The organism is Streptomyces sp. NPDC002817, from assembly GCF_053592055.1.
In genome coordinates, this window is the sequence record NZ_JBSFUY010000005.1 from 60,914 (window position 1) to 85,698 (window position 24,785).

21 protein-coding genes are annotated in these 24,785 nt (G+C 69.9%); 7 read left to right on the plus strand and 14 right to left on the minus strand.

Annotation, left to right across the window (positions count from 1 at the left end):
- Positions 1-6: 6 nt before the first annotated feature.
- Genes ACWD3I_RS11715 through ACWD3I_RS11725 form a run of 3 tightly spaced genes read left to right on the plus strand, consistent with a single transcriptional unit; the run spans position 7 to position 3,354 of the window.
- On the plus strand, positions 7-1,221 hold the full coding sequence (locus tag ACWD3I_RS11715) for a toxic anion resistance protein (protein ID WP_365391968.1): 1,215 nt from the start codon (positions 7-9) through the stop codon (positions 1,219-1,221).
- The gene (locus ACWD3I_RS11720) at positions 1,218-2,774 is read left to right on the plus strand and encodes a vWA domain-containing protein (RefSeq protein WP_365391970.1); all 1,557 of its coding nucleotides are present in this window, start codon (positions 1,218-1,220) and stop codon (positions 2,772-2,774) included. The genes ACWD3I_RS11715 and ACWD3I_RS11720 overlap by 4 nt, the downstream gene beginning before the upstream one ends.
- Complete coding sequence (locus ACWD3I_RS11725; protein ID WP_365391972.1) at positions 2,761-3,354, plus strand: hypothetical protein; 594 nt, start codon at positions 2,761-2,763, stop codon at positions 3,352-3,354. Before ACWD3I_RS11720 ends, ACWD3I_RS11725 begins: the two co-directional genes overlap by 14 nt.
- Here ACWD3I_RS11725 and ACWD3I_RS11730 read toward each other — a convergent pair.
- The 7 genes from ACWD3I_RS11730 to ACWD3I_RS11760 all read right to left on the minus strand — a co-directional run bounded on the left by ACWD3I_RS11730 (position 3,351) and on the right by ACWD3I_RS11760 (position 10,679).
- Positions 3,351-4,526, minus strand: coding sequence for a hypothetical protein (locus ACWD3I_RS11730; protein WP_365391974.1), 1,176 nt, complete (start codon positions 4,524-4,526; stop codon positions 3,351-3,353). The genes ACWD3I_RS11725 and ACWD3I_RS11730 overlap by 4 nt on opposite strands.
- Positions 4,523-5,314: a PP2C family serine/threonine-protein phosphatase gene (locus tag ACWD3I_RS11735; RefSeq protein ID WP_365391976.1), complete on the minus strand. Its 792-nt coding sequence runs from the start codon at positions 5,312-5,314 to the stop codon at positions 4,523-4,525. The genes ACWD3I_RS11730 and ACWD3I_RS11735 overlap by 4 nt, the downstream gene beginning before the upstream one ends.
- Positions 5,315-5,317: 3 nt before the next feature.
- A complete protein-coding gene (locus ACWD3I_RS11740; RefSeq protein WP_046260838.1) occupies positions 5,318-6,079 on the minus strand; it encodes a vWA domain-containing protein in 762 nt (253 codons plus the stop codon).
- Between the two features lie 26 nt (positions 6,080-6,105).
- Positions 6,106-7,053: a hypothetical protein gene (locus tag ACWD3I_RS11745; RefSeq protein ID WP_365391979.1), complete on the minus strand. Its 948-nt coding sequence runs from the start codon at positions 7,051-7,053 to the stop codon at positions 6,106-6,108.
- Between the two features lie 92 nt (positions 7,054-7,145).
- Positions 7,146-7,502, minus strand: a complete 357-nt coding sequence (locus tag ACWD3I_RS11750) for a hypothetical protein (protein WP_234441697.1) — start codon at positions 7,500-7,502, stop codon at positions 7,146-7,148.
- A gap of 85 nt (positions 7,503-7,587) precedes the next feature.
- The gene (locus ACWD3I_RS11755; RefSeq protein ID WP_365391981.1) at positions 7,588-8,574 is read right to left on the minus strand and encodes a serine/threonine-protein kinase; all 987 of its coding nucleotides are present in this window, start codon (positions 8,572-8,574) and stop codon (positions 7,588-7,590) included.
- A 281-nt stretch (positions 8,575-8,855) separates the two neighbouring features.
- Positions 8,856-10,679 carry a phosphoenolpyruvate carboxykinase (GTP) gene (locus tag ACWD3I_RS11760; RefSeq protein WP_365391983.1) on the minus strand — a complete coding sequence of 608 codons (1,824 nt, stop codon included), beginning with the start codon at positions 10,677-10,679 and terminating at the stop codon, positions 8,856-8,858.
- Positions 10,680-11,010: 331 nt separating this feature from the next.
- Between ACWD3I_RS11760 and trhA the strand changes: the two genes are divergently transcribed.
- The 4 genes from trhA to ACWD3I_RS11780 all read left to right on the plus strand — a co-directional run bounded on the left by trhA (position 11,011) and on the right by ACWD3I_RS11780 (position 14,765).
- Positions 11,011-11,724, plus strand: coding sequence for a PAQR family membrane homeostasis protein TrhA (trhA, locus tag ACWD3I_RS11765; protein ID WP_365391985.1), 714 nt, complete (start codon positions 11,011-11,013; stop codon positions 11,722-11,724).
- A gap of 88 nt (positions 11,725-11,812) precedes the next feature.
- Positions 11,813-13,366 (plus strand): DHA2 family efflux MFS transporter permease subunit, encoded by a 1,554-nt coding sequence (locus ACWD3I_RS11770; RefSeq protein ID WP_365391987.1) that lies wholly within the window; start codon positions 11,813-11,815, stop codon positions 13,364-13,366.
- 4 nt (positions 13,367-13,370) lie between these two features.
- Positions 13,371-14,000 (plus strand): TetR/AcrR family transcriptional regulator, encoded by a 630-nt coding sequence (locus tag ACWD3I_RS11775; RefSeq protein WP_365391989.1) that lies wholly within the window; start codon positions 13,371-13,373, stop codon positions 13,998-14,000.
- Positions 14,001-14,033: 33 nt separating this feature from the next.
- The gene (locus tag ACWD3I_RS11780) at positions 14,034-14,765 is read left to right on the plus strand and encodes a Mut7-C RNAse domain-containing protein (protein ID WP_365391991.1); all 732 of its coding nucleotides are present in this window, start codon (positions 14,034-14,036) and stop codon (positions 14,763-14,765) included.
- On the opposite strand, the gene ACWD3I_RS11785 is transcribed toward ACWD3I_RS11780, so the two are convergent.
- The 7 genes from ACWD3I_RS11785 to ACWD3I_RS11815 form a co-directional block, all read right to left on the minus strand.
- Positions 14,752-17,151: a galactose oxidase-like domain-containing protein gene (locus ACWD3I_RS11785; protein WP_365391993.1), complete on the minus strand. Its 2,400-nt coding sequence runs from the start codon at positions 17,149-17,151 to the stop codon at positions 14,752-14,754. The genes ACWD3I_RS11780 and ACWD3I_RS11785 overlap by 14 nt on opposite strands.
- A complete protein-coding gene (locus ACWD3I_RS11790; protein WP_365391995.1) occupies positions 17,148-18,311 on the minus strand; it encodes a glycosyltransferase family 2 protein in 1,164 nt (387 codons plus the stop codon). The genes ACWD3I_RS11785 and ACWD3I_RS11790 overlap by 4 nt, the downstream gene beginning before the upstream one ends.
- Complete coding sequence (locus tag ACWD3I_RS11795) at positions 18,308-19,927, minus strand: ArnT family glycosyltransferase (RefSeq protein ID WP_365391997.1); 1,620 nt, start codon at positions 19,925-19,927, stop codon at positions 18,308-18,310. The genes ACWD3I_RS11790 and ACWD3I_RS11795 overlap by 4 nt, the downstream gene beginning before the upstream one ends.
- Entirely contained in the window at positions 19,924-21,192 is a 1,269-nt protein-coding gene (locus ACWD3I_RS11800) for a glycosyltransferase (RefSeq protein WP_365391999.1), read from the minus strand. The genes ACWD3I_RS11795 and ACWD3I_RS11800 overlap by 4 nt, the downstream gene beginning before the upstream one ends.
- 183 nt (positions 21,193-21,375) lie before the next feature.
- Complete coding sequence (locus ACWD3I_RS11805; protein ID WP_365392001.1) at positions 21,376-23,409, minus strand: thioredoxin domain-containing protein; 2,034 nt, start codon at positions 23,407-23,409, stop codon at positions 21,376-21,378.
- A 49-nt stretch (positions 23,410-23,458) separates the two neighbouring features.
- The gene (locus tag ACWD3I_RS11810) at positions 23,459-24,406 is read right to left on the minus strand and encodes a recombinase family protein (RefSeq protein ID WP_365392003.1); all 948 of its coding nucleotides are present in this window, start codon (positions 24,404-24,406) and stop codon (positions 23,459-23,461) included.
- Positions 24,346-24,690, minus strand: coding sequence for a recombinase family protein (locus tag ACWD3I_RS11815; protein WP_365392005.1), 345 nt, complete (start codon positions 24,688-24,690; stop codon positions 24,346-24,348). Before ACWD3I_RS11815 ends, ACWD3I_RS11810 begins: the two co-directional genes overlap by 61 nt.
- Positions 24,691-24,785 lie beyond the last annotated feature (95 nt).

Here is a 24,785-nt window from a genome sequence, read left to right on the forward strand (position 1 = left end):
AATCGTATGAGCGGCTTCAACAACACCAGCCAGAACAGCAGTCGGCAGCACACCCTCAGCGGGGACGACGTCTTCACACTCACCCCGCCCGAGGCCGTGGCACCCGTGCCACGGGAGAAGGCCGGCGGGCTCGTCCCCGTCGACGACAGCGTCCGTACGGGGATGACGCAGAAGGCCGCCGACTATGTCGCGGGGCTCGCCGCCCTCGACGCCCGCTCGCCCGAGTTCGCGGGCAAGGTCGGTGAGATCACCGGGCTCGGCGCCGGCGAGATGCGTGCCGCGGCCGCGCAGTCCAACCGGATGCTGGAGCGGACCATCCGCAGCCTGCCCGACACGGGCGGGGACGCCCAGTCGCAGGTCGCGGGCTCGCTCGTGGAACTGCGGCGGGTCGTCGAGGACCTGGACCCGCGTGATCTGGCGGCCGCCAAGGGACGGAGGTTCCTGTCCCGGCTGCCCGGCGGCAACAAGGTCCGCGACTACGTCGCCAAGTACTCCTCCGCGCAGGGGACGCTCAACAAGATCGTGGGCTCGCTGCGCGGCGGGCAGGACGAACTGCGCCGCGACAACGCCGCGTTGCAGACCGAGCGGGTCCGGCTCTGGGAGAGCATGGGCAAGCTCCAGGAGTACGTCGTCCTCACCGACGCCCTGGACACGGCGGTCGAGCAGCACATCGCCCGGGTCGGCGACCCCGAGGCGGCCGACTCGCTCCGCGCCGACGTGCTCTTCCCGGTCCGGCAGAAGCACCAGGACCTGCTCACCCAGCTCGCGGTGTGCGCCCAGGGATACCTCGCCATGGACGTCGTACGCCGCAACAACGAGGAACTGATCAAGGGCGTCGACCGCGCGGCCACGACCACGGTGTCGGCGCTGCGGATCTCCGTGATGCTGGCCTCCGCGCTCGACAACCAGAAGAAGGTCATCGAGCAGGTCAACGCGTTGCGCGGCACGACCGAGAACCTCATCCGGGGCAACGCGGAGATGCTCGCCACGCAGAGCGGGGAGATCCAGCGCATCGCCGCCGACCCGGCCGTGGGCGCGGAGACCCTGCGGTCCGCGTTCCAGCAGATCTATCGGACGCTGGACGCCATCGACACCTACAAGGTCCAGGCGACCGAGGTGATGGCGTCCACCGTGGAGTCCCTGACCTCCGAACTCCAGCACGCCTCCGCGTACCTGGAGCGCAGCCGGTCGCAGGGCGCGCTGGAAGGGGGCCTCGGATGAGACGACCCCTGACACTGGCCGTCGCGGCGCTCGCCCTCCTGACCGCGTGCACGTCGACGGGGTCATCAGGCTCCGGGGACGGCGTGAGCACGCCGGGTGTCGCCGGCTCCTACGAGCCCGGCACCCTGCGCGTCCTCGCCTCCAGCGAGCTCAGCGACATGACCCCGATCCTCGACCGCGTCGAGAAGGACACCGGCATCAAGGTCCGCCCCGTCTACCTGGGCACCCTGGACGCGATCGACCTGCTCGCCGAGGGCAAGGCGGACGGGACGTACGACGCCCTGTGGCTGTCCTCCAACGACTATCTGCGGCTGCGCCCCGACGTCGCGAAGAAGGTGGTCTCCGAGACACCGGTGATGTCCAGCCCGGTGGCGATCGGGATCAAGAGCGCCTCGCTGAAGTCCCTCGGCCGGCAGCCTGAGCAGGTGACCTGGGCCCAGGTCGAACAGGCCGTCCAGGACGGCCGGCTGACATACGGCATGACCGATCCGTCCCGCTCCAACTCCGGCTTCTCCACCCTGGTCGCCGTCGCCTCGGCCCTCTCCGGCGCCCAGTCGGCGCTCACCGACGCGGACGTCACGAAGGCGGCCCCGCGGCTGAAGGAGTTCTTCCAGGGGCAGAAGCTGACCTCGGGCTCGTCGGGCTGGCTGGCGGCGGCGTACGAGCGGCGCGGGAACGTCGACGCGCTCCTCAACTACGAGTCCGTCCTCAAGAGCATCCCGGGCCTCACCGTGATCCGCCCCCGGGACGGCGTGGTCACCGCCGACTACCCGCTCTCCTCCCTCGCCGCCACCGACACCACGGTCCGCGAGGACGTCCGCCGGCTCGCCGAGGCCCTGCGCACGCCGGAGATCCAGCGCGAGATCACCGAGCGCACCCACCGCCGCCCGGTGGTCCCCTCGGTGTCCCCCGCGTCCGGCCTCGACACCGACCGACGGCGCGAACTGCCCTTCCCTGGCAGCCGTTCCGTCGCCGACGGGCTGCTCGACTCGTACGACAACGAGCTGCGCCGTCCTTCCAGGACCGTGTACGTCCTCGACACCTCGGGCTCGATGGAGGGCGACCGGCTGGCGCAGCTGAAGAAGGCGCTCACCAACGTCAGCGGCCGTTTCCGGGGCCGCGAGGAGGTCACCCTGATGCCGTTCGGGTCGGAGGTGAAGGAGGTGCGGCGCTACGCGATGGATCCGGATCCCCGGTCCGGCATCGAAGCCGTCCGTGCGGACATCGGCGCGCTCGCCGCCGAGGGGGACACCGCGATCTACACCTCGCTGGAGAAGGCGTACGAGGAACTCCGCACCGACCGGGACATGTTCACGTCGATCGTGCTGATGACGGACGGCGAGAACACGCCGGGCAGCTCCGCGGCCCGGTTCGAGGGGTTCCACGCCCTGCTCGACCCCGCGCAGCGGGAGATCCCCGTCTTCCCGATCCTCTTCGGCGACTCCGACCGGGGGGAGCTGGAGGACATCGCCGAACTGACCGGCGGCCGCCTCTTCGACGCCCGGCAGGGCTCACTGGACGGCGCCTTCGAGGAGATCCGTGGCTATCAGTGAGTACCTCGAGTCCCGGAAGAACATCACGGGCAGCGTGTGCGGGATCGCCGGGCTGGGGCTGACCTTCGCGGGAGCGGCGGGCCCCTACTGGCCCGTCGTCGTCATAGGGCTGTACGGCGCGGGAGCGCTCATCGCCCCGCCGGAGCGGCCGCCGCCGCCGGACTTCCCGGACGCCTCCGCCCGACTGGACACCGTGCGCGGTGACTTCGGGACCCTCCAGGCGTATCTGGCGGAGATCGAACTGCCGCCCGCCGCGGCCGGCCGGCTCACCGAACTCACCGAGCTGCTGGGCGCCTTGCTCGACCCCGGCTGGTCGACCGAGCTCCTCGCGCACGATCCGGAGGGCGTGCACACGCTCTCCCGCGCGGTACGGCAGGACGTTCCCGAGGCCGTCGACACCTTCGTACGCACTCGGTGGTGGACGCGTCTCGCACCGGGCCAGGAGGCACCGGAACGGCACCTGGAGCGGCAGCTCACCCTCCTCCAGGAGGAGGCCGAGGTGCTGGCGGCGGCGCTGCGCGAGACGGAGGCGCGGCGGCAGGAGTCGCACACGCGGTATCTGGAGGACCGGGCGAACTAGCCCCCGTTGCTCCGGGCGATGGCCGCGATCACGATGAACACCACCAGCGCGATCAGCAGGCACGCCACCTTCAGCGCGCCGGACCCGGCACCCGCCGGCACCGCCTGCGGCACCGGCGGCGGGGGCGGCAGCGGCACCGGCCGGGGACCGTTGAACACGTCGTGGCCGGTGTGGACCGCCCGTACGCACCAGGGGCAGTCCGGCAGATGGGCGCCGTACGCGTGCAGCGGCCGCGCCTGGCACACCCGTATCTGTGCGCGCTGCTTGTCGAGGGCGCGCAGCCATGCCTCCGCCGGCGGGCGGGCGGCGGGGGCGTGGACGCCGGGGCCGAAGGCGGCGCGGGAGAGGGTGAGCAGGTCGGGCGGGAGGACGGACGGGTCGATGGTGCCGCGCGGGATGACGACCTGCTCGGGGCGGACGACGTAGGAGCAGCTGGCGGCGATGTTGTCCTTGACGGTCGACTCGGAGGTGCTCTCGTGCGGGACGCCCCCGAAGGGGTGGTTGCCCGCCGTGAGGAGCTGATAGACGAGGACGGCGAGGGCGAAGTCGTCGCTGGAGCGGGTGGCGGGGCCGCCCGCCTGCCGCTCGGGGGCCGAGTAGTCCGTGGTGTGCATGAGGCACGGGAACGGCTCGCCCGTCACCGGGTCGGTGAAGGCGATGGAGTCGCAGTCGAGGAAGGTCACGAAGCCGTTGGCGTCGACGACCACGTTGCTGCTGGAGAAGTCGCCGATGACGAGGTGGTCGTGGTGCATGCGCGCGGTCATGAAGGCGAGGTTCCAGGAGACGCCGACCAGGAAGCGCCAGTCCGCGTGGGGGAAGAGCCTGAGGCGCTGGGCGCGGGTGAACAGCCCGACCAGCTGGACGTGTTCGGGCTCGCCGAACCGGTGCATGGCGTAGCCGAGGAACGCGCCCTCGGGGCTGCGGGCCATCGCGGTGGGCCAGGCCAGCTCGGGCGGCTGGGAACGGTCGGTGGGGCGGGCCGCGAGGGGGGACATCGTCAGCATGCGGGCCAGCCGGCGCTCCTGGTCGGGGCCCGGCGGGTCGCGGTAGAGCTTGACGACGGTTGCGTGGTCGCCCTCGACGGGGAAGACGGCCGCCTGTCCGCCGCCCTTCAGGGGCTGCTCGGCGAGGACGACCGGTTTCCCGTCCAGGTGGACCACGCGGCCGCTCATGGCCGCGCCTTGCGCACGGCCCGCAGCAGTGTCTTGTCGTCGGCGTTGAGCGCGGTCAGCCGGTCCGACCTGAGCAGTGCGGCCAGGTTGTCGTGCGCGGAGTCGGACACCGGTCCGGGGCCGTCGAGGGAGCGGAAGACGGCGTCGGCGAAGGAGGCGTTGGGGGTCGGGGTGCCGCCGCCGGTGCGGGAGAGCGCGGCCTGGGCGAGTCCGTCGGTGGACAGCAGGACGCCGTCGATCCCCGGGTCGCACACACAGTCGGTGCGCATCCAGCGGGCCGCGTCGGGCGAGGTGAGGAAGACCGTCTCGTTGCTGTACTCGCTGGCGTCCGCGGCCTGCGGCAGCACATGGAACTGCGGTTCGCCGTCCTCGGCTCCGGCGCGCAGTACGACGAAACCGTCGCCGACGGTGAGATGGCCGAGCCAGTCCGGGGCCAGCACGACGACGGTGAGGGTGGTCGCGAAGTCCGCGGCCGCCGCGCCCGTGGTGTCCAGGAACACCTTGGTGACGTCGTGGAAGGCGTCCGCGAGCAGATCGTGCACGGCCTCGCCGGCCGGGCTGTCGACGGCCGCGGCGGCCCGTCGTACGAAGTGCTCGGCGGCCAGCTCGACCGCGAGCCGTGAGCCCTCGTCGGAGCGCGGCCGGCTGCCGGCGCCGTCCGCGACGGCGAGCACGGCGACCGGCCCGGACTCGACGTGGGCGCAGGCGTCCTGGCAGGGCAGACCGTCCCGGCGGTGCCGGTAGCCCTCGACGCTCATGCCGTGGATCCGCCAGCCGGCCCTGCCCATCGCTCAGCTCTCCCAGGCGGGGCGCTGGGTCTTGAACTGGCTGAAGATCTTCTCGAAGACCTCGTCTCCGGCGCCCTTCTGTTCGGCGTTGGCGCTGGCGGACATCATCTGGAGCAGTTCGCGGAACGGGAAACCGTGGATGGTGGCGTTGAACTTCGGGGCGAACGCCCGCAGGACCTGTTCGCCGGTGTCGGTGATGCCGCCGACGCCGATCGCGTACAGCCGGAAGCGGCGGGCCTGCTGTTCCTCGGCGAGCACCGGGACCAGCCGGTGCCAGGAGTCGGTGCGGCGGCCGGTGGCGTCGGTCGGGATGCCGTCGGTGACCAGGCAGATCTGCGGGCGGTAGTACTGGAGTCCGGAGGCGCGCAGTTCGGCCTTGCGGGCGGCGACGATGTGCATCGACAGCTCCAGGGCCTCCGTCATCAGCGTCACGCCCGCGGCGCCGAGCTGCGGCGGGCGGAACATGTGCGCGGGCACGAAGGGGCTCACGGGGGCGCCGGGGGCGAGGGGTTGCGGCCCTCGCCAGGCGGCGACCCCCTGGCCGCCGAAGGTGACGACGGCGACCTCGACGCTGTAGCTGAGGGCCACGTCGTCGTGCAGCTCACGCGTCCACTCCACCAGCGCGTTGTTGAGCGTCTGGATCGGCGGGCCCGCCATGGAGCTGGACGTGTCGAGACACAGCACCAGCGGCAGCCGCTGCGCGTTGTTCTCGAACTCGATGTCGGCGTACTCCGCCGGCAGCGTGGGCGGGTATTCGCTGGACATGGGCTTCTCCTGGTGGAGCGGTACGTCTAACGGGCGTGGGCGTGGCGCCCGGCGGCGGGCGGAAAGGCGTGCAGAACGTCGGAGTCCGGCTCCGGAGCGTCGGTGACGTCGACACGGGAGCCGGGCGGGGGCGGCGCCTGCCCGGGGTCCGCCCACACGGCCCGGTACAGGACGCGGTCGAGTTCGACGTATCCCTGGGGGTGCAGGTCGGTGCGGACGACGGCGGGGCGGGTGCGGGCGCGCGGGGTGACGGACCGGTGGCGGGTGGGGCGCAGGGCGCGGGTGGGTTCGTCGGGCATGCGGGCGGCGGGTGCGGACACGCCGACCGCGGAGACGGCCACGGGGGCGCGGGTGCGGCGTACGAGGAGGACGAAGGCGGCGAGGAGGAGGGCGAGGACGGTGGCGGTACCGGGGAGGAGCCACCGGTCGAGGCCGTCGCGCCCGTTCTCGGAGGAGCCTGCGACGTTGGCGCGGTGCTCGGTGACCTGGTTGTTGAAGATCAGCTCCTCGCCGGCCACGGGGTCCGTCGCCTTCCCCGAGGCTGCCAGGTCGTCGCAGAGTTTCCTCCGGGCCGCCGTGCAGACGTCGACGTCGTTCAGCTCCTTGCGCGTGCTCGCCGAGAGCCGGTCGATCCTGGCGTCCGGGTCGACGAGCCGGCGTTCCGGGTCCGCCAGGACGAGCAGCACGGTGCCGCCCTCGCCGGTGGAGACGCCGGCCGGCACCTGGACCGCCAGCCGGTCGCGGTGCTCGGTGATCTCGGCGATGATCTTCGCGTGGGTGTCGTGGGTGCCGTCGAGCCGCAGCGCGCGGTCGAGGACGAGGGTGACGGGCCGGTCGCCGAGCCGCTTCGTCCAGCACTCCAGCGCGGCCGAGAAGCCGCCCTTGCACGCGTCGTCGATCGCCGCCGCGGGAATTGACGGCAGCAGGGCGACAAGAATCCCTACAAGCATGGTGAACCGCAGCACTCGCCCCATGGGCACCCCCGTGGCCCGAAAAAGACCCTCGCCCATAGTGGAGCCAACAGGCCTGCCCCGGAAAGGGTTTTACGCAATCACGCGTTTCTCTTCTACAACTGGAACACCTCATGACAACGGGTGAACATCTGCCGCGCCCGTTCCACCCAATCACTGGCCAAAGCATCGAAGTCCGCTTGGGTGACCCGGCAGGTCAGCGGCAGATCGCACACCCCTGCGAGACAGGGCCGCGGCCCTCGAACGTCCCATACGGAGAGCATGGGATTCAACTGTTCGGTATTCCATGCGTTCGACGCCGCCGCGGCAACCGCCAGCTGGTCATGGCGAAGGAAATTCCCGTCCGTGACAAAGGCGACGAGCAGCCGCTTGGTGGTCATGAATCTGACCGTGAGCGTTCGCCCCGTTTCCTCGAGATCGAATTGCAGGGACACGGAATCGGTGTCGGTCACGGCGTGGAAATTCCGACCGGTACCCCAGTTCCGCACCAACTGCCGCCAATGCGTGCCGATTTCATGAGCCGGGCCGCTCGCGGGCTCAGACGGTGCCACGGCCCACCGCCCGGGCGACCATCGCGTCGGTCAGTCCGGCGTCCAGCAGTGCCTGGGCGTGCAGCATCAGACAGGAGGGCACGGACACGCTCGTACCGGCGGAACGGCGCGCGGCCAACTCGTCCAGCCGGACCTCGATCGTCTGCCGCACCTTGGGCGGCGGCCACGAGGGTGCCGGCTGGGCCTCCTCCACCAGTTCGGCCAGCAGGTCGTCGAGCCGGGGCCGCTCCTCGGGCCGCTTGGCGAGGCAGCGTGAGATCAGCGGCCGCATGCCGGGCGGTACGCCGTCGAGGTCGGGGTCGCCGAAGACGACCTGGTAGCGCACCGCGTCCCCCGTCCCGTGCGGCGGGCGGCCCGACAGCGCGTACACCAGCACTCCGCCGAGGGAGAACACATCGCTCTCCGGCCCGGCCCGCGCCCCCTTCATCTGCTCCGGCGACATGAACGGCGGTGTGCCGACGATGAGTCCGACCTTGGTGAGCCCGGGCGCCCCGTCGACCCGGGAGATCCCGAAGTCGATGACGCGCGGCCCGTCGGAGGCGAGGAGCACGTTGGACGGCTTGAGGTCGCGGTGCACGACTCCGGCCGCGTGCACGGCCTGGAGCGCCTCGACGAGGAACGCGCCGAGGCGTCGTACCTGGTCCTCGGGCAGCGGCCCGTCCGTACGGACCGCCTCGGCGAGCGAGGGGCCGGGCACGTACATCGTGGCCAGCCAGGGCAGTTCGGCCTCGGTGTCGGCGTCGATCACCGCCGCGGTGTAGGCGCCGCTGACGATCCGGGCGGCGGCGACCTCGCGGGCGAAGCGTTCCCGGAACTCGGGTTCGGCCGCCAGCTCGGGGCGTACGACCTTCACGGCCACCTCGCGCCCGGCGGGCGACCGCCCGAGGTACACCCAGCCCATGCCGCCGGACCCGAGCCGTCCGACGATGCGGTACGGCCCTACCTTCAAGGGATCGCTGACCGGTGTGCGCACCCCGCTCACCTCATTTCGGGGTTCGTTGCAGGATGTCCCGAGTGTCCCGCGAAATCCCGGTCCGCACAGGGGTGATGAGGGAAAACGCTCAGAGGTGACAGGGGAGGAAGACGAAGGCCTGTCGTCGATCTCCCGTCGGGGCGGACGGGAGACCGACGACAGGCCTCAAGCCCCGCACGCCGTTGTACGGAACCTCGTCGGCTGTCACCGCGGCCGGTCGTGACGATCGCTGGTCAGGGCACATCCAAACCGGCCGCGGAGTCTTTCTTCGTCGCGTGGGCTCAGCCCAGGCGCTGCACCAGCGCCCGGTACTCGTCCCACAGTTCCTTCGGGGTGTGCTCGCCGAAGGTGTTGAGGTGCTCGGGGACCAGGGCGGCCTCCTCGCGCCAGACCTCCTTGTCGACGGTGAGGAGGAAGTCCAGGTCGGACTCGGAGAGTTCGAGGCCCTTGGTGTCCAGCGCGCCCTTGGCCGGCAGCACGCCGATCGGGGTCTCGACGCCCTCGGCCTTGCCGTCGAGACGCTCGACGATCCACTTCAGGACACGGCTGTTCTCACCGAAGCCGGGCCAGACGAACTTGCCCTCGTCGTTCTTGCGGAACCAGTTGACGTAGTAGATCTTCGGGAGCTTCGCCTGGTCCTTGTCCTTGGCGACGTCGACCCAGTGGCCCATGTAGTCGCCCATGTTGTAGCCGCAGAACGGCAGCATGGCGAAGGGGTCGCGGCGCAGCTCGCCGACCTTGCCCTCGGCGGCCGCGGTCTTCTCGGAGGCCACGTTGGCGCCCAGGAACACACCGTGGTTCCAGTCGAAGGACTCGGTCACCAGCGGTACGGCGGAGGCGCGGCGGCCGCCGAAGAGGATCGCGGAGATCGGCACGCCCTCGGGGTTCTCCCACTCGGGCGCGATGATCGGGCACTGCGAGGCGGGTGTGGTGAAGCGGGCGTTGGGGTGAGCGGCCGGGACACCGGACTCCGGTGTCCAGTCGTTGCCCTTCCAGTCGGTGAGGTGGGCCGGAGTCTCCTCCGTCATGCCCTCCCACCAGATGTCGTTGTCGTCGGTGAGCGCCACGTTGGTGAAGACGGAGTTGCCCCACAGTGTCTTCATCGCGTTGGCGTTGGTGTGCTCACCGGTGCCGGGCGCGACACCGAAGAAGCCGGCTTCGGGGTTGATGGCATAGAGGCGGCCGTCCTCGCCGAACCGCATCCAGGCGATGTCGTCGCCGATCGTCTCGACGGTCCAGCCGGAGATCGTGGGCTCCAGCATGGCGAGGTTGGTCTTGCCGCAGGCGCTCGGGAAGGCGGCGGCGACGTACTTCGACTCACCCTGCGGGGGCGTGAGCTTGAGGATCAGCATGTGCTCGGCGAGCCAGCCCTCGTCGCGGGCCATGACCGACGCGATGCGCAGGGCGTAGCACTTCTTGCCGAGCAGGGCGTTGCCGCCGTAGCCGGAGCCGTAGGACCAGATCTCGCGGCTCTCGGGGAAGTGCGAGATGTACTTGGTGGAGTTGCACGGCCACGGGACGTCGGTCTCGCCCTCCGCCAGCGGGGCGCCCAGCGTGTGGACGGCCTTCACGAAGAAGCCGTCGGAGCCGAGCTCGTCCAGGACCGGCTGACCCATGCGGGTCATGGTGCGCATGGAGACGGCGACGTAGGCCGAATCAGTGATCTCGACACCGATGGCGGAGAGGTCCGAGCCGAGGGGGCCCATGCAGAACGGGACGACGTACATCGTCCGGCCCTTCATGGAGCCGCGGAAGACGCCCTTCTCCCCCTGGAAGATGTCCCGCATCTCGGCGGGGGCTTTCCAGTGGTTGGTCGGGCCGGCGTCCTCTTCCTTCTCGGAGCAGATGAAGGTGCGGTCCTCGACGCGCGCGACGTCGGTCGGGTCGGAGGCCGCGTAGTAGGAGTTCGGGCGCTTGATCGGGTCGAGCTTCTTGAAGGTGCCCTTCTCGACGAGCTCCTCGCACAGGCGCTCGTACTCGGCCTCGGATCCGTCACACCAGACCACGCTGTCCGGCTGCGTCAGTTCTGCGATCTCGTTCACCCACGAGACCAGTTCCTTGTGCTGGGTGGGGATGACGGGGGGAGCCGCGATGTCGCGCGCCACGATTGCTCCTAAATGAGGGATTTTTTGTTTGGAGGCCCCGTGGGGGCTGCGACCCGGATGCTTCTCGGTGGTGACCTTGGCGCTCATCCGGTGCCGACCGCACTCATCTGATCATGCGTCGCGAGCGCCCATCTGTCCAGAAGGCCTCACACTTGAGCGGAGTGAGGATTGCCACGTGTCGGAGTGTTGCCAACCGTGCACTTTGGGTTCACTTGACACTTCCTTGACCGCATCCCCACGGCGTCAACTGCCGTGAGATGATGGCCACTCTCAGCCCTTTCCGGGCCCGCGCTCATCCGCAACCTACGGTTCCGTAGGTACGATGCCGTGCATGACTGCGTCCGCCTCCGATGCGCCTCTGGACTCGCCGGCCGCCGGCCGTAACCCCGTGGCGCTCTCCCTGCCGCAAGAGATCAAGCCCAAGCTCCGGGGCTGGCTGCATCTGGGCATGTTCCCGGCCGTGCTCATCTCGGGCCTGGTGCTCACCGCCCTCGCGGACTCGACACGGGGCCGCATCGCCTGCGGGATCTTCGCCCTGACGGCCTGTCTGCTGTTCGGCGTCAGCGCCCTGTACCACCGGGGCAACTGGAGTCCGCGCATGGACGGCATCCTGCGCAGACTGGACCACGCCAACATCTTCCTGATCATCGCGGGCACCTACACCCCGCTGACCATGCTGCTCCTGCCCGGCGCGAAGGGGCAGTGGCTGCTGTGGGGCATCTGGGGTGCCGCCCTGGCCGGAATCATCTTCCGTGTCTTCTGGGTGGGCGCTCCGCGCTGGCTCTACACCCCCTGCTACATCGCGATGGGCTGGGCGGCGGTCTTCTTCCTGCCCGACTTCATGCGCACCGGCGGCATCGCGGTCCTGGTCCTGGTGATCGTCGGCGGCCTGCTCTACAGCGCGGGCGGCGTGATCTACGGCCTCAAGCGCCCCGACCCCTCCCCGCGCTTCTTCGGCTTCCACGAGGTCTTCCACTCGCTCACGCTGGCGGCGTTCGTCGTCCACTACGTCGGGATCTCGCTGGTGGCGTACCAGCACGGATAGCGGCACTTCCGCCCTTCAGGGCCACGGCTTCAAGCCGTGGCCCCTTTTTTGTTGACAGGAACTCCTTTTTGAGAGCTACTCTCATTTCATGGACGCTTCCACTTCAGATCCGCGGCGTTGGTGGGCCCTCGCCGCCCTCGTCACGAGCATGCTGACCCTCGGCTTCGACACGACGATCCTCAACGTGGCGCTCCCGACCATGGCCGCCGACCTCGGCGCCTCCACCGGCCAGCAGCAGTGGATGGCGGACGCGTACGTGATCGTGTTCGCGGCGCTGATGCTCCCCGCCGGACTGCTCGGCGACCGCTTCGGACGGCGGCGGATGCTGATCGTGGGGCTCGGCGTCTTCCTCGCCGGTTCACTGGTGGGGGCCCTCGCCGGGGACGTGCACTCGGTCATCGCCGCCCGCGCGCTGATGGGCGTCGGCGCCGCCCTGGTCACCCCGCTCGCGCTCTCCGTCCTGCCCACGCTGTTCGCCCGTGAGGAGCAGCCCAAGGCCACCGCCATCGTCTCCGCCGCCTCGGCACTCGGCCTGCCGCTCGGCCCCGTCATCGGCGGCTGGCTGCTCAACCACTTCTGGTGGGGCTCGGTCTTCCTCGTCAACATCCCGATGGCCGCGATCGGCATCGCCGCCTGCGTCTTCCTGCTCCCCGAGACCCGCGACCCCGCCTCCCCCAAGGTCGACACCGTCTCCACCGCGTTCACCGCGGCCGGCCTGGGCGCCCTGGTCTACGCGATCATCGAGGCGCCCACCCGCGGCTGGGGCGACCCGCTGGTCCTGGCCATGCTCGCGGCGGCCGTCGTCCTCATCACCTCGCTGGTCCTGCGCGAACGCCGGGTCGAGCGCCCCATGCTCGACATGACCCTGCTCGCCCAGCGCGGCTTCCTCTTCAACACGATCGCCGCGACGCTGGTCATGTTCGTCCTGTCCGGCCTTCTCTTCGTGCTGCCGCCCTACCTCCAGGCCGTCCTCGGCAACGACGCCCTCGGTACCGGCGTACGGCTGCTGCCGATGATGGGCGGAATCCTGGTCGCCTCCCGCACGGCCCCGCAGGCCGCCACCCGCTTCGGCGCCCGCGCCACGGTCAGCGCCGGTCTGGTGGTGCTGGCCTTCGCCGCGCTCCTCGCCAGCCGTACGACGGTCGACTCCGGCTACGGCTTCACCGCGCTGTGGCTCTCCATCACCGGCCTCGGCTTCGGCTTCTCCCTCATGCCGGCCATGGCCGGAGCCCTCGGCGCCCTGCCCCGCGACCGCGCCGGCAGCGGCTCCGGGCTCCTGATGACGCTGCGCCAGGTCGGCGGCGCGATCGGTATCGCCCTGCTCGGCAGTCTGCTGGCCGACACCTTCCGGGACCGGCTCGACGTCACCGGGCTGCCGGCGAAGGCGGCCGACACCGCCGGGGAGTCCGTGGTCGCGGCGCACCTCGTCGCCGAGAAGGCGAGCCCCGGAAATGCAGCGGACCTGGTGGCCTCCGCGAACAGCGCCTACGTCCACGGCATGGGCGTGGTCATGGTGGTGTGCGGCGCCGCCGCCCTCGTAGCGGCGCTCCTCGCGGCGGCGTTCCTGCCGGGGACGCGTCAGGCCGACATGAGCGCCGGCACCCCGGACGTGGTGGCCCCGCAGACCGATGCCCGACAATGAACCCATGACGCCCGCACGCTCCCTCCCGCTCACCGACGCCCCCCAGCTGGGGCTTCGTGAGCGGAAGAAGATCAAGACCCGGACGGCGATCCGCGACGCGACGTACGCCCTGATCAAGGAGCAGGGCTACGACGCCACCACCGTCGAGCAGATCGCCGAGCGCGCCGAGGTGTCGCCGTCCACGGTCTTCCGCTACTTCCCCACCAAGGAGGACATCGTCCTCACGGACGAGTACGACCCGATCATCCTGGACGAGCTGCGCAACCGGCCGGCGGACGAGGCGTGGGTCGACTCGATGCGGTACGTGATGAAGAAGGCCATCAGCTTCGGGCTCGAGAAGGAGCCCGAGATCACCCGTATGCGATCGCATCTCCTGGTCCAGGTCCCCGCGGTGCGGTCCCGGATGCGGGAGCACATCGCGGTCACCAGCCGCATGCTCGCCGAGGCCGTCGCCGAGCGCACCGGCTGGGACAAGGACGGCCTGGAGGTACGGGTCTACACGATGTCCCTCATCAGCGGCTTCGGGGAGATCGCCCAGTACTGGGCCGAGAGCGGCTTCCAGGACGACCTCGTCGACCTCGTCGACCGCACCGTGGAGGTCCTGACCAACGGCCTGCCGGTACGGAAAACCTGAGGCCGCCGACGGCTGACATGACATCCTGACCAGGTGAACGGACCGGAGATCCACGTCGAATTCGCCCCCAGGCTGGCCCTGTTCGTCCCGCACGAACGCCGCCACGGCTCCACCGCGGTCACCACCGACGGCGTCTCGACCCTCGGCCATGTCGTCGAGTCCCTCGGCGTCCCGCTGACCGAGGTCGGCACACTCCTCGTGGACGGCCGCGAGGTGCCCAGGTCGTACGTCCCCGCCGTCGGCGACTCCGTGGCCGTACGGGACGTCGAGCGCCCCCAGCGGGTGCCCGGCGCTCCGCTGCGCTTCCTCCTCGACGTCCACCTCGGCACCCTCGCCCGCCGGTTGCGCCTGCTCGGTGTGGACACGGCGTACGAGTCGACGGACATCGGCGACCCGGCCCTCGCCACCCGCTCCGCCGTCCAGCAGCGGGTCATGCTCAGCCGCGACCGGGGCCTGCTGCGCCGCCGTGAGTTGTGGGCGGGCGCCTATGTCTACAGCACCCGCCCCGAGGAGCAGCTCCGCGACATCCTCGACCGGTTCCGCCCCGAGCTACGGCCCTGGACGCGCTGCACCGCCTGCAACGGCCTGCTCAGGGAGGCCACCAAGGAGGAGGTGGCGGACCAGCTGGCCGGCGGCACACACCGGTCGTACGACGTGTTCGCGCAGTGCACCCAGTGCGGGCGCGCGTACTGGAAGGGCGCGCACCACGAACAGCTGGAGGCCATCGTGGCGCGCGCCCTGGCGGACTTCCCTAACGCTTCCTGAGGTCGGCCTTCCCGCAGGCCACCCCGTCCCCGTTGCGGTCGAGCCGCAGCGGGTCGTCCTTGCCGTTGACCTTCAGCCGGCCGTAGTCGTTCGTCTTCAGCCAGTCGCAGCGGGCCTTGGTGCCGGCCTTCACGCTCGGCGGGAAGTCGGTCGGCACACAGACGTTGATCGAGCCGTAGTGCCGGTCGCAGCCGGAGACGGTGACCGGCACCTTCTGCGAGGTGCGCTTCTTGCCGGGCTCGGTGACCTTGCCTTCGGGTGAGTCCGCGAAGGAGTGGACGTGCGCCGAGGCGTCCGTCGCGCCGAGCGCCGAAGGCCCTTGCAGATGGACCCACCTGGCCACCGACGGCACCCCGTTGGCGTCGACCGCGAAGAGCATGTACCAGCCGGGCGGGGCCAGGTCGGGGTTGCTCGTCACGTTGAGGTCGACGTTGCCGCCGTCCACCGACAGCGGTAGGTCGACGAACCGCTGGTTCGGGTCGGAGGAGTGCGTCACCGCGGCCGGGCGGATCAACTCGGCCTTGGCGATGGGCCGGTCGACGGTGATCCGCTGGGTGTCGCCGTAGGTCCACTCGGTGTCGATGACCGAAGTGATGGACGGACGCGGGCCCTTGAGGAGATAGGGCGGCGTGTAGATCGACACGTTGTGGTTCCAGGTGCCGTTGCCCGGGTTGTCGCCGGTCGTCATCACCCGGCCGTCGGGGAGCAGGAACGCCGAGGAGTGGTAGCCGCGGGCCTCGGGGTCGGCGGCGACCGGGTCGAAGGTGCCGGTGTCCGGGTCGTAGAGCGACGACTCGTACACCGGGTCGGCGCGGTTGTGCAGCGCGCCGCCGGTCTCCAGCACCTTGCCGTCGGGCAGCAGTACGGCGGAGACGTACATCTTGCCCTGGTTGCCGGTCTGGGCCTGCTTGCCGTTGCCGAGGTCGACCGTGCCCTGCGGGAGCGGCGGACCGACGGTGTACGCCGGGTTTGCCTGCTTCAGGTCGATGACGTCGGTCAGCCGGTTGGCGTCCGGGTTGGAGTCGATGTTGCCGCCGCCGATCGTGAGGACCTTCTGGTCCTGTGCGGGCGGCAGCAGCACGCTCGCCGACTGGTCCCGCTCGTCCTTGTTCCGGAGCCCCGGGACCTGGGTGACCGTGTTGGCGTCGTAGTCGTAGATCGCGCTGCCGGTGCCCGGGATGTTGTTGCCGAAGACATGGCTGCCCGAGTAGAAGAGGCGGCCGTCCTGCATCAGGATCATCGACGGGTACAGACCCCAGTACGACCAGGTCTGGTTGACCTTCCAGAGCTCCAGCCACTTCTGCTCGGCGTCCGACCACAGCTCGGCGGTCACCGACCCGGTGGAGTCCTCGCGCAGCCCGCCGAAGGAGATGACGTCACCGTTGCCGAGGATCGTCGCGGACGGGTACCAGTGGCCGTCGTTCATGTCGTTGGTCCTGCTGTACGTCTCGGTGACGGGGTCGAAGACGTACGAGTCCTTGAACCCCTCGTAGCCGTGCCCGCCCGCGACCGGGTACGCCTTGTTCCCGCTCATCACCAGCACGCGCCCGTCCTGGAGCTGGACGTGCCCGGAGCAGAACATGTCCTTGGGCGTGGGGATCACCTTGTACGTGCCGTTGACCGGGTCGTACACGGCCGAGGTGAAGGTGCCCGCGTCGAACTGCTCCTCGCTGTTGCCGGAGCCCGCGATCAGCAGCACCTTGCCGTTGTTGAGGACGACGGAGTGCATGGAGCGCACCGGGTTCTGGGTGGGCAGCACGTCCCAGCGGCCGTTGGCGCACTGTTCGGCGGTGCCCGTGCACTGCGGTGCGGGGACGGGGTCGGCGACCTGCTCCATGGTGTAGTCGTCGGTGGTGGCGGAGCCGGTGCCGTAGACGGAGACACCCCAGGTGATGCGGTCGGTACCGGTGGGGACCTCGGGCGTACGGACGCTCGCCTCGGTCCAACTTCCGGCGATCTCCAGGGTCTTCAGGTCCGTCCAGTACTGCCAGCCGGCCGTGGTGTCGTGCCGGAACAGCGTGACCGACGCGTCCGGGGTCGTCGACTTGTACCAGAGGTTCAGGTCGTACTGTCTGCCCACGCTGACGACGGGGGCGCACTCCGCCGACTCGGTGATCAGCGCCTTGCGGTCGCCTTCGGTACGGCGGGTCAGCTCGACCTTCATGGCCTTGGAGCCGGAGTGGGCGTCGGACGTGGTGGTGAAGGTGAAGTCGTTGTCTCCCCAGCCGGACCTCTCCCAGCAGTACGGCATGTCGCCGGTGCCGGCGGTCTCGAAGCCGGGGTTCTTGACGAGGTTGGCGGCGGAGGCGGACTGCGGTGCGGTCAGGAGCAGGCCGGCGGTGAGGGCGCCCACTCCGAGCAGGGCGGTTCTCCGTCTGGGGTTCATGCCGTGCGGCTCCTGTTTCCGCGCGGGAGGTAGACCAGCGCCTCGGTCCCGGCGAAGCGCAGGACGAACGTCGTCACCAGCGCGAGCGCGGTGGCGGACAGTGCGCCCATCCCGAACCGGTGCACGAACAGGGCGATCAGCGGGATGCGCAGCACCAGGTCGGCGTTGGCGAGCAGGGCGAACCGGCCGGCACGGTCCCACCAGCGCCGGTGGCGGCGGCGGTCGCGGAACAGCAGATGCTCGATGAGCAGGAAGTTCCAGGCGACGCCGAGCTGATTGGCGAGGATCTCGGCCGGTACGTAGTGCATGCCGAGCACGGTGAGGACATACAGCCCGAGCAGGTTGGGCACGAAGCCGGTCGCGCCGATCAGGCCGAAGCCGACCATGCGGGCGACCGGCGAGGCGGTGCGCAGACCGACCAGGTGACGCAGGAAGCGCAGGCCCTCCTGGGCGCTGGACTTGGACTCGCCCGCGTACCGGTCCTGGAAGACGAAGGGCACCTCGGTGACCGCGCGGGGGCGGCTGCGGACGGCGAGTTCGAGGAGGATCTTGTAGCCGAGGGGCTTCAGGACGTCGGCCGTGATGTCGCTGCGGCGGATCGCGAAGAAGCCGCTCATCGGGTCGCTGATGCCGTGCAGCCGGCGCGGGAAGAGGGACTTGGTCAGCCAGGTCGCCGCTCTGGACACGGCCACGCGGTAACTGCCCGCGAGCCCGGCGCGGCTGCCGCCCTTGATGTACCGGGAGGCGACGACGAGCCCGGCGTTCGCCCGCTCCCCCGTCGCGACCAGCTCCGGGACCAGGGACGGCGGATGCTGGCAGTCGCCGTCCATCACGACGACCCAGTCCGACCCGGCCGCCTTCATCCCCTCCACGACCGCCCCGCCGAGCCCTCCGACCGGCTCGTCGCGGTGCAGCACGGTCACCGGGAACGGGCAGTCCTTGGCGGCCTCGTGGATCACCTCTGGGGTGTCGTCGGTGGAGTCGTCCACGAAGACGACCTCGCAAGGGATTCTGGCCGGCACCGACTCGGTGATCTGCTGGAGCAGTTGGCGGATGTTCGCGGACTCGTTGTACGTCGGTACGACGATGGTGACGGCACCCGGTTCGGGAATCTCGGCGACCCGTACGTCCGGGACGGGAGCGGTGTACTCGTGGGTCATCGAACGCCTCCGGAGACGGTCTGGATCTGCCGGATCTCGATCCGGTCCGCACCGGTGCCGAAGACGGCGACCGGCGTCGAGTGCTGGATGGCGGCCCTGACGTTGGGCAGGTCGGCCGCGTCGCGCCGCACGGTCGGGGAGGCGACGACGTAGTCGAGGTCCTTCCAGCCGTGCGGCATCGTCTTGGTCACCGCCGGGTCGAGATCGGCCTTGTAGAACCAGATGGCGCCGAGCCCGGGCCGGTACCCGGCGTGCACCAGGTCCAGCCAGAGCGCGTCGTCCACGAGTACCCGCGTCTTCTCCGGCCGCTCCACCTCGGTCGCCAGCCACTTGGAGGCGGCCTGGTAGGGGGCGTTGGCATCGGCGGTGACGGCGGTGCGGTCGCCGTCGTACCAGCGCGGGACGACGTAGGCGCCGGCGGCGATCGCGAGGACGGCGGCGAGGGCGTACCGGCCGCCGTGGGGCAGCCGGTGGCTTCTGCGCAGGACGGCGTGGGCGACGGAGGCGGTGCCCCCGGCCAGCACGAGCGCGAGGAACGGCAGCGCCTGGATGACGTACATCGCGGGCAGATAGCCGTTGGGGCGCAGTGCGAGCCCGGCGAGGATCGCGACCGTCAGGGCCGGTCCGGCCAGTGCGCGGGCGGTGACCGACCAGCGCCAGGTGGCCAGCAGCAGAAGCGCGCCGACGAGACCGCCGAGGGGCAGGACACGGTCGTAGTAGAGCCACGACCGCAGCACCCCGTGGGAACCGGACCCCTGGTCGAGGATGAATCCCGAACCGGGCCTGGTCATCTGGTACTTGACCCCGTCCCACAGCGACACGTGTCCGCCGCCGGGCAGCAATTCCCCCTTGAGCAGGGCGAACAAGGGGTAGGCGAGGCCGATCAGCGTGCACGCCGTGATCGCGCCGGTGAGGGCGAACTTGCGGGTGTCCCTGTGGCTGTGGCGCCACATGGTGAGCAGCAGCGCCGGCAGGACGACGAGCATCGTCTCCTTGGTGAGGACGGCCGTAGCGGCGGCGATGCCCGCGCCGAAGTGGTGCCAGAGGTGGCGGCTCGGGGAGGCGGCGAGGGTGAACGCGAGGAGCGTCCACATCACCGCGAGGTTGTCGAGGAAGATCTCCCGCTGGAGGACGACGGAGAGCGGGGAGAGCCCGAACAGGACCATGCCGAGCCCGGCGGCCCAGCGCGGCAGGGCGAGCCGGCGCCCGAGGACGTATACCAGGGCCGCGCTGATCCCGCTGATCAGCAGCATCGTCACCCGCATCGAGCCGACGGTCATCGACTCGGGGCTCAGCGTCTTCGGTATCCAGGTGAGCAGGGCTATCTGGATCCAGCCGAGCGGCGGGTGGTCGTACCAGTAGGTGTAGTGGGCCAGACCCTTGCCCTCCTGGACGGCCCAGGCCTGGGCGAGGTAGGTGCCCTCGTCGTCGCTGAGGGTCGGGTAGTCGGCGATGTTCCAGCCCTGGACGGTGAGGATCGCGACGAGGAGCGCACCGCAGAGGAGGAGGTCGGGGCGTTTCGACGGTTTCGTTCGACTGGCCGAACGCGCTTCAGGCGCAGGCTGCCGCTGCGCGGGGACCTGGGGAACAGTCACCGCGGGGAGGGTGGAGGTCACGCAGGGACGTCCTCTCGGATCGCCGGTGTCCGGTTCAGATGCGCACCGACATGAGTGGTCAACTCCCAGTCGTTTTGGCCGCGTTGTTCACGCCATACGGCGCGGACGGCGGCCCCGGCGAGGAGCACCTGGTAGAAGGGGCCGCCCACGACGAGCTTGAGGTAGTGGACGAAGCGGACGCGAAGGCCGTACTGCTTGCCGAAGTCGTGCAGTCCGACGACCTCGAAGACGAAGGTGACCAGTGCGGTGACGGCCGGCAGGAAGGTGATGAAGGCGACGCCGACGGGCACGTCGAGGAAGAGCGCGATCGCGACGTTGAGCGGGATGACGACGCCGGAGAATGCCTGCAGGAACGGCGTCATGAGGGTGTAGCGGGCGAGCAACCGCTGGCCGAGACCCGGGAGTTGCTTCCAGTCCTTCTTCCGGTAGACCTGGAGGAAGCCCTGGTTCCAGCGGGTGCGCTGCTTGAGCAGCGACATGAGCGAGCCGGGGGTCTCCTCCCGGGTCACCATGTCGGAGTCGTAGGCGACGACGACCTTCTTGCCGACGCTGGAGAGCCGTACGCCCAGGTCGCAGTCCTCGGCGAGGCAGTCGGGATCCCAGCCCCCGGCTTCCTTGAGGGTGTCGGTCCGTACGAAGACGGTGTTGCCGCCGAGCGGGATGAACCCCTTCTGCGCGTGCAGGTGCAGCCGGGAGCGGAACCAGAAGAAGTACTCCAGGCAGTTGCGCAGGCTGTACCAGCTGGAGTGGAAGTTGATGAGCTGCACACCGCCCTGGACGACGTCCGCCCCGGTGGTCCGGAAGGCGTGGTCGACATGGGCGAGGAGCTCGGGGTGGACCTGGTCCTCGGCGTCGAAGACCCCGACGACGTCACCGCGGCAGTGCGGCAGCGCCGTGTTCATCGCCTTCGGCTTGTTCTTCTTGTCGTGGGTGTCGACGACGACGCGGACGCGCGGGTCACGCGCCGCGGCGTCCTCGGCCACTCCCGTGGTCTCCGGGTCGTCGTGCCCGACGATGACGATGACCTCGAAGTCGGTGTGGCTGGATTCCAGCAGCCGCTGGATGGTGTGGTCCAGCACGGCCTGTTCGTGCCGCGCGGGCAGCAGCAGCGAGAACGACACCTGCTCGCCCCCGTCCGGTCTGCTGAACCGGGTGGAGGCGAGCACCTCGGGCGTGCGCCACGCGTGCATCTGCCACCACAGGGTGAACGCCGCCATCCAGAACAAGGCGAGCGAGACGGCGGCGATGAAGACAGACGTCAGCAACAGATCCCCCCAGATCCCCAGACCCCCTGTCACGACGGTCGGTCACATCCGCCGTGATCACTGTGGAGAGATTATGGGCGATCTGTGAACAGTGGGATCTGCTCCAATAAATAGTATGTTTCGGAGGAGTGTGGTGACTTAGGGGCGAATCCGAACACCGGATGACGTCCGGGTAACCGCGTTTCAGCCGCTCAGCGCCGCGCGCAGCCGGTCCGGGTCGGTCGTCGGGGCGTCACAGGTGAAGTTACGGCAGACGTACGCGGTCGGTTCACCGCCGACGAGAGGCCGGTCGGCGAGCAGGGGCAGTTCGTCACTCCCCGTCGCCCCTACGGCGACGACGGCACCGGGGGCGGTGCCGAGAAGTGCCGTACGGTGCAAGGCCTTTGTGCCCGGGTCGTCGAGCGCGGGACCGACGACCGCGATCTCCCGCGGCCCGTCGAGCAACGCCTCGGCGACGGCGAGCCCCCACCCGATGAACCGCGGCACCCGCGGACCGAGCGCCTTGACGACCCCGAGGGCCTTCTCGGCGGCGGTGCGATGGGGCTCGGCACCGGTCTGGGCGGCGTAGCCGAGCAGGGCACTGGCGGCAGCGGTCCAGCCCGAGGGAGCCGCGTTGTCGGTCGGGTCCTGAGGACGCCGGATCAACTGCTCGGCGTCGGAGGCGGTGTCGAACAGCGCGCCGGACTCCTCGTCGACGAACCGTGCCAGGACATGGTCGAGCAGGAAACCGGCGAACTCCAGCCAGACACCTTCACCGGTGACGGAGGCCAGGGCGAGGAAGCCCTCGGCGACATCGGCGTAGTCCTCCAACACCCCGGCGTTGGCGCCGGCATGACCGTCCTTGCTGGTACGCGAGAGCCGCGCCTGCTCGTCGAGGTGCAGCCGTACGAGGAGGTCGGCGGCCCCGACCGCGGCGTCGACGAGGTCGGGGCGGTCGAAGTAGGCGCCGGTCTCGGCGAGCGCGGCGATCGCCAGCCCGTTCCAGGCGGCCACCACCTTGTCGTCCCGGCCGGGCGCGGGGCGCCGGTCCCGCGCCTCGAGCAGCCGGCTCTTCACGGACTCGAGGTGCTCGGCGTCGAACACGCCCTCGTGCTGCGGAAGCTGGAGGACGGACGCGCCCTCTTCGAAGGTCCCCTCCTCGGTGACGCCGAAGTAGTGGGCGGCCAGTTCGGCGTCCTGGGACCCGAGGACCTCGGTGAGCTGCTCGGGCGTCCAGACGTAATAGGCCCCCTCGACATGCTTGCCGCCGCCGTCGTCACTGTCGGCGTCGAGCGCGGAGGCGAACCCGCCTTCCGGGGTGCGCAGTTCGCGCACCATGAAGTCGGCGGTCTCCAGGGCCACCCGGCGGGCGAGCTCGGAGCCTGTGGTGCGCCAGAGGTGGGCGTAGACACGGCAGAGCAGGGCGTTGTCGTAGAGCATCTTCTCGAAGTGCGGCACGACCCACTCGCGGTCGACGGAGTAGCGTGCGAACCCGCCCCCGAGCTGGTCGTAGATGCCTCCGCGGGCCATCCGCTCGCAGGTGTCCTGCGCCATCTGGAGCGCGCCCTCGGAGCCGGTCCGCGCGTGATGCCGCAGCAGGAACTCGAGGACCATGGACGGCGGGAACTTCGGTGCCCCGCCGAATCCGCCGCGCTGCGGGTCGTACTCCCGGGTCAGCCCGAGCAGCGCCTTGGCGAGCTCCTCCTCACCGGGTGCCTGTGTGTCGCCGTAGCTGATCTCCCGCCCGGCGAGATCCCGCACGATCTTCCCGGCCACCTCGGCGACCTCGTCCCGCTTGTCACTCCACGCGCTGCGCACACCCTCCAGCACCTGCCGGAACGACGGCATGCCGTGCCGGGGCTCGGGCGGGAAGTACGTACCGAAGTAGAAGGGTTCGGCGTCCGGGGTGAGGAACACGGTCATGGGCCAGCCGCCTTGGCCGGTGGCGGCCTGGACGGCTTCCATGTAGACGGCGTCGACGTCGGGGCGTTCTTCGCGGTCTACCTTGATGTTGACGAAGTGGGTGTTCATGTAGGCGGCGACTGCTTCGTCCTCGAAACTTTCCTGCGCTAGCACATGGCACCAGTGGCAGCTGGAATACCCGACACTCAGATGCACCGGAACATCTCGGCGTCGCGCCTCCGCGAAGGCCGCTTCCGACCAGGGCCACCAGTCGACGGGGTTGTCGGCGTGCTGGAGGAGGTACGGGGATGTCTCATTGGCCAGTCGGTTCGGCATGGGTCCATCCTGCCTGAGAGCTCGGACGGACTGGGGGACGGAGTGGCCCTCAGCGCCATTCAGGCTCCACTCGTGAGTAGTCCCAGGTGGGGTTCCCCTTCACGCCTGGACGAACAACGCAACGAACGATGACCGCCGTGATGATCTTTCGCTTCTCCTGGAGATCCATCTCCCCGGCGTGCCAGCGACGCCGAACAGCCTCGGACGGCTGCGCTTGTCCCGCCGCTTCGGAGAACAGGAGCTGCTCGAGCGCTTCGTCGGCCAACGGCCCACTGATGCTGCACCGCCTGCATTCGCGACAGGAGTAGACGTAGGGACTCCTCCGGCTTCTCCCCTTCTGGGCACACAACGGGCCGCGGCAGACCGTGCCGTCCTGCCGGTTCGCTCCACACCGGAGGATGCCGCTGGCGAGATAGCGGGGAGCAGCCCCTGTCTCGGTGAGTCTGGGAGTTCCGCTGCCCCTGTGCATGTAGAGGTTGCCTGTGGAGAAGGTCGCACACACGGCCTGCCACTGGTCCGGCGTCACGATCGGTTCCCACCGCCCCAGCACCGGGTGCCCTGTTTCCGGCATCAGCAGAAGCTCACCTCTGTTGGCGCGATAGCCGCACACTCTGGGCGCGGTCATGATCTGTGTGACGGTCTGCGGATTGGGCCTGCCGCCCCGTGTTCCCGTCACGCCAAGGGTGCACCATTCGACGAGTGGCGCTTCGACGGGGTGCAAGGTGATCCTGTCGTCCTGCCACCCGAAGGGACGTGGCCCACTGTGCGGAACGCCTTCGGCGGCCCGTGCCCAGTGCCAGTTCGTCAGCCTCTGACTCCTGACCCGCGTCTCGGTCTCTGCCGCCTCCAGCGATCGCACGGCCTGCAGCAGCCCCTCTTGCGAGTACGGGTCTCGGACACCTTGCGGATCGATGTGGACACGTCCCGGCCGGCTGGTCAGCGCGCTGAAGTACCGCGCCAGGTCCTCCGCTCGGCGATACAGCCGGTCGTCCGCCACACAGACGACCCCGCGACAACCTGGCCGTCCGCGGTGCTCCCGCGCTCCAAGTCCTCGACCAGTCGGTCGAATCCAGGTCTCGCCACTCCCTCCTTGGAAGCGCTGCAGCCGTTGTCGCTGTACACGGCGACGATTCGGCAGCCCTGCTGGTGCGCGGTCCGCTCATTGATCCGCAGCTGGTGGCGTACCCCGTGTCCGTCCCGCTGCCGGAAGTCCTCCGACGTACGCGCATAGGACGCCACCGGAATCCATTCCGTCGGCTCGTTCGCCGCCCCTTGGCTCACAGCTCCCCCATTCGACAGTTCGCCCGACAGTCATAGAAACGATCGAGTGATCTCAAGGTCACCGCACCGGATCCATTGATCGCCGCCCTCTCGCG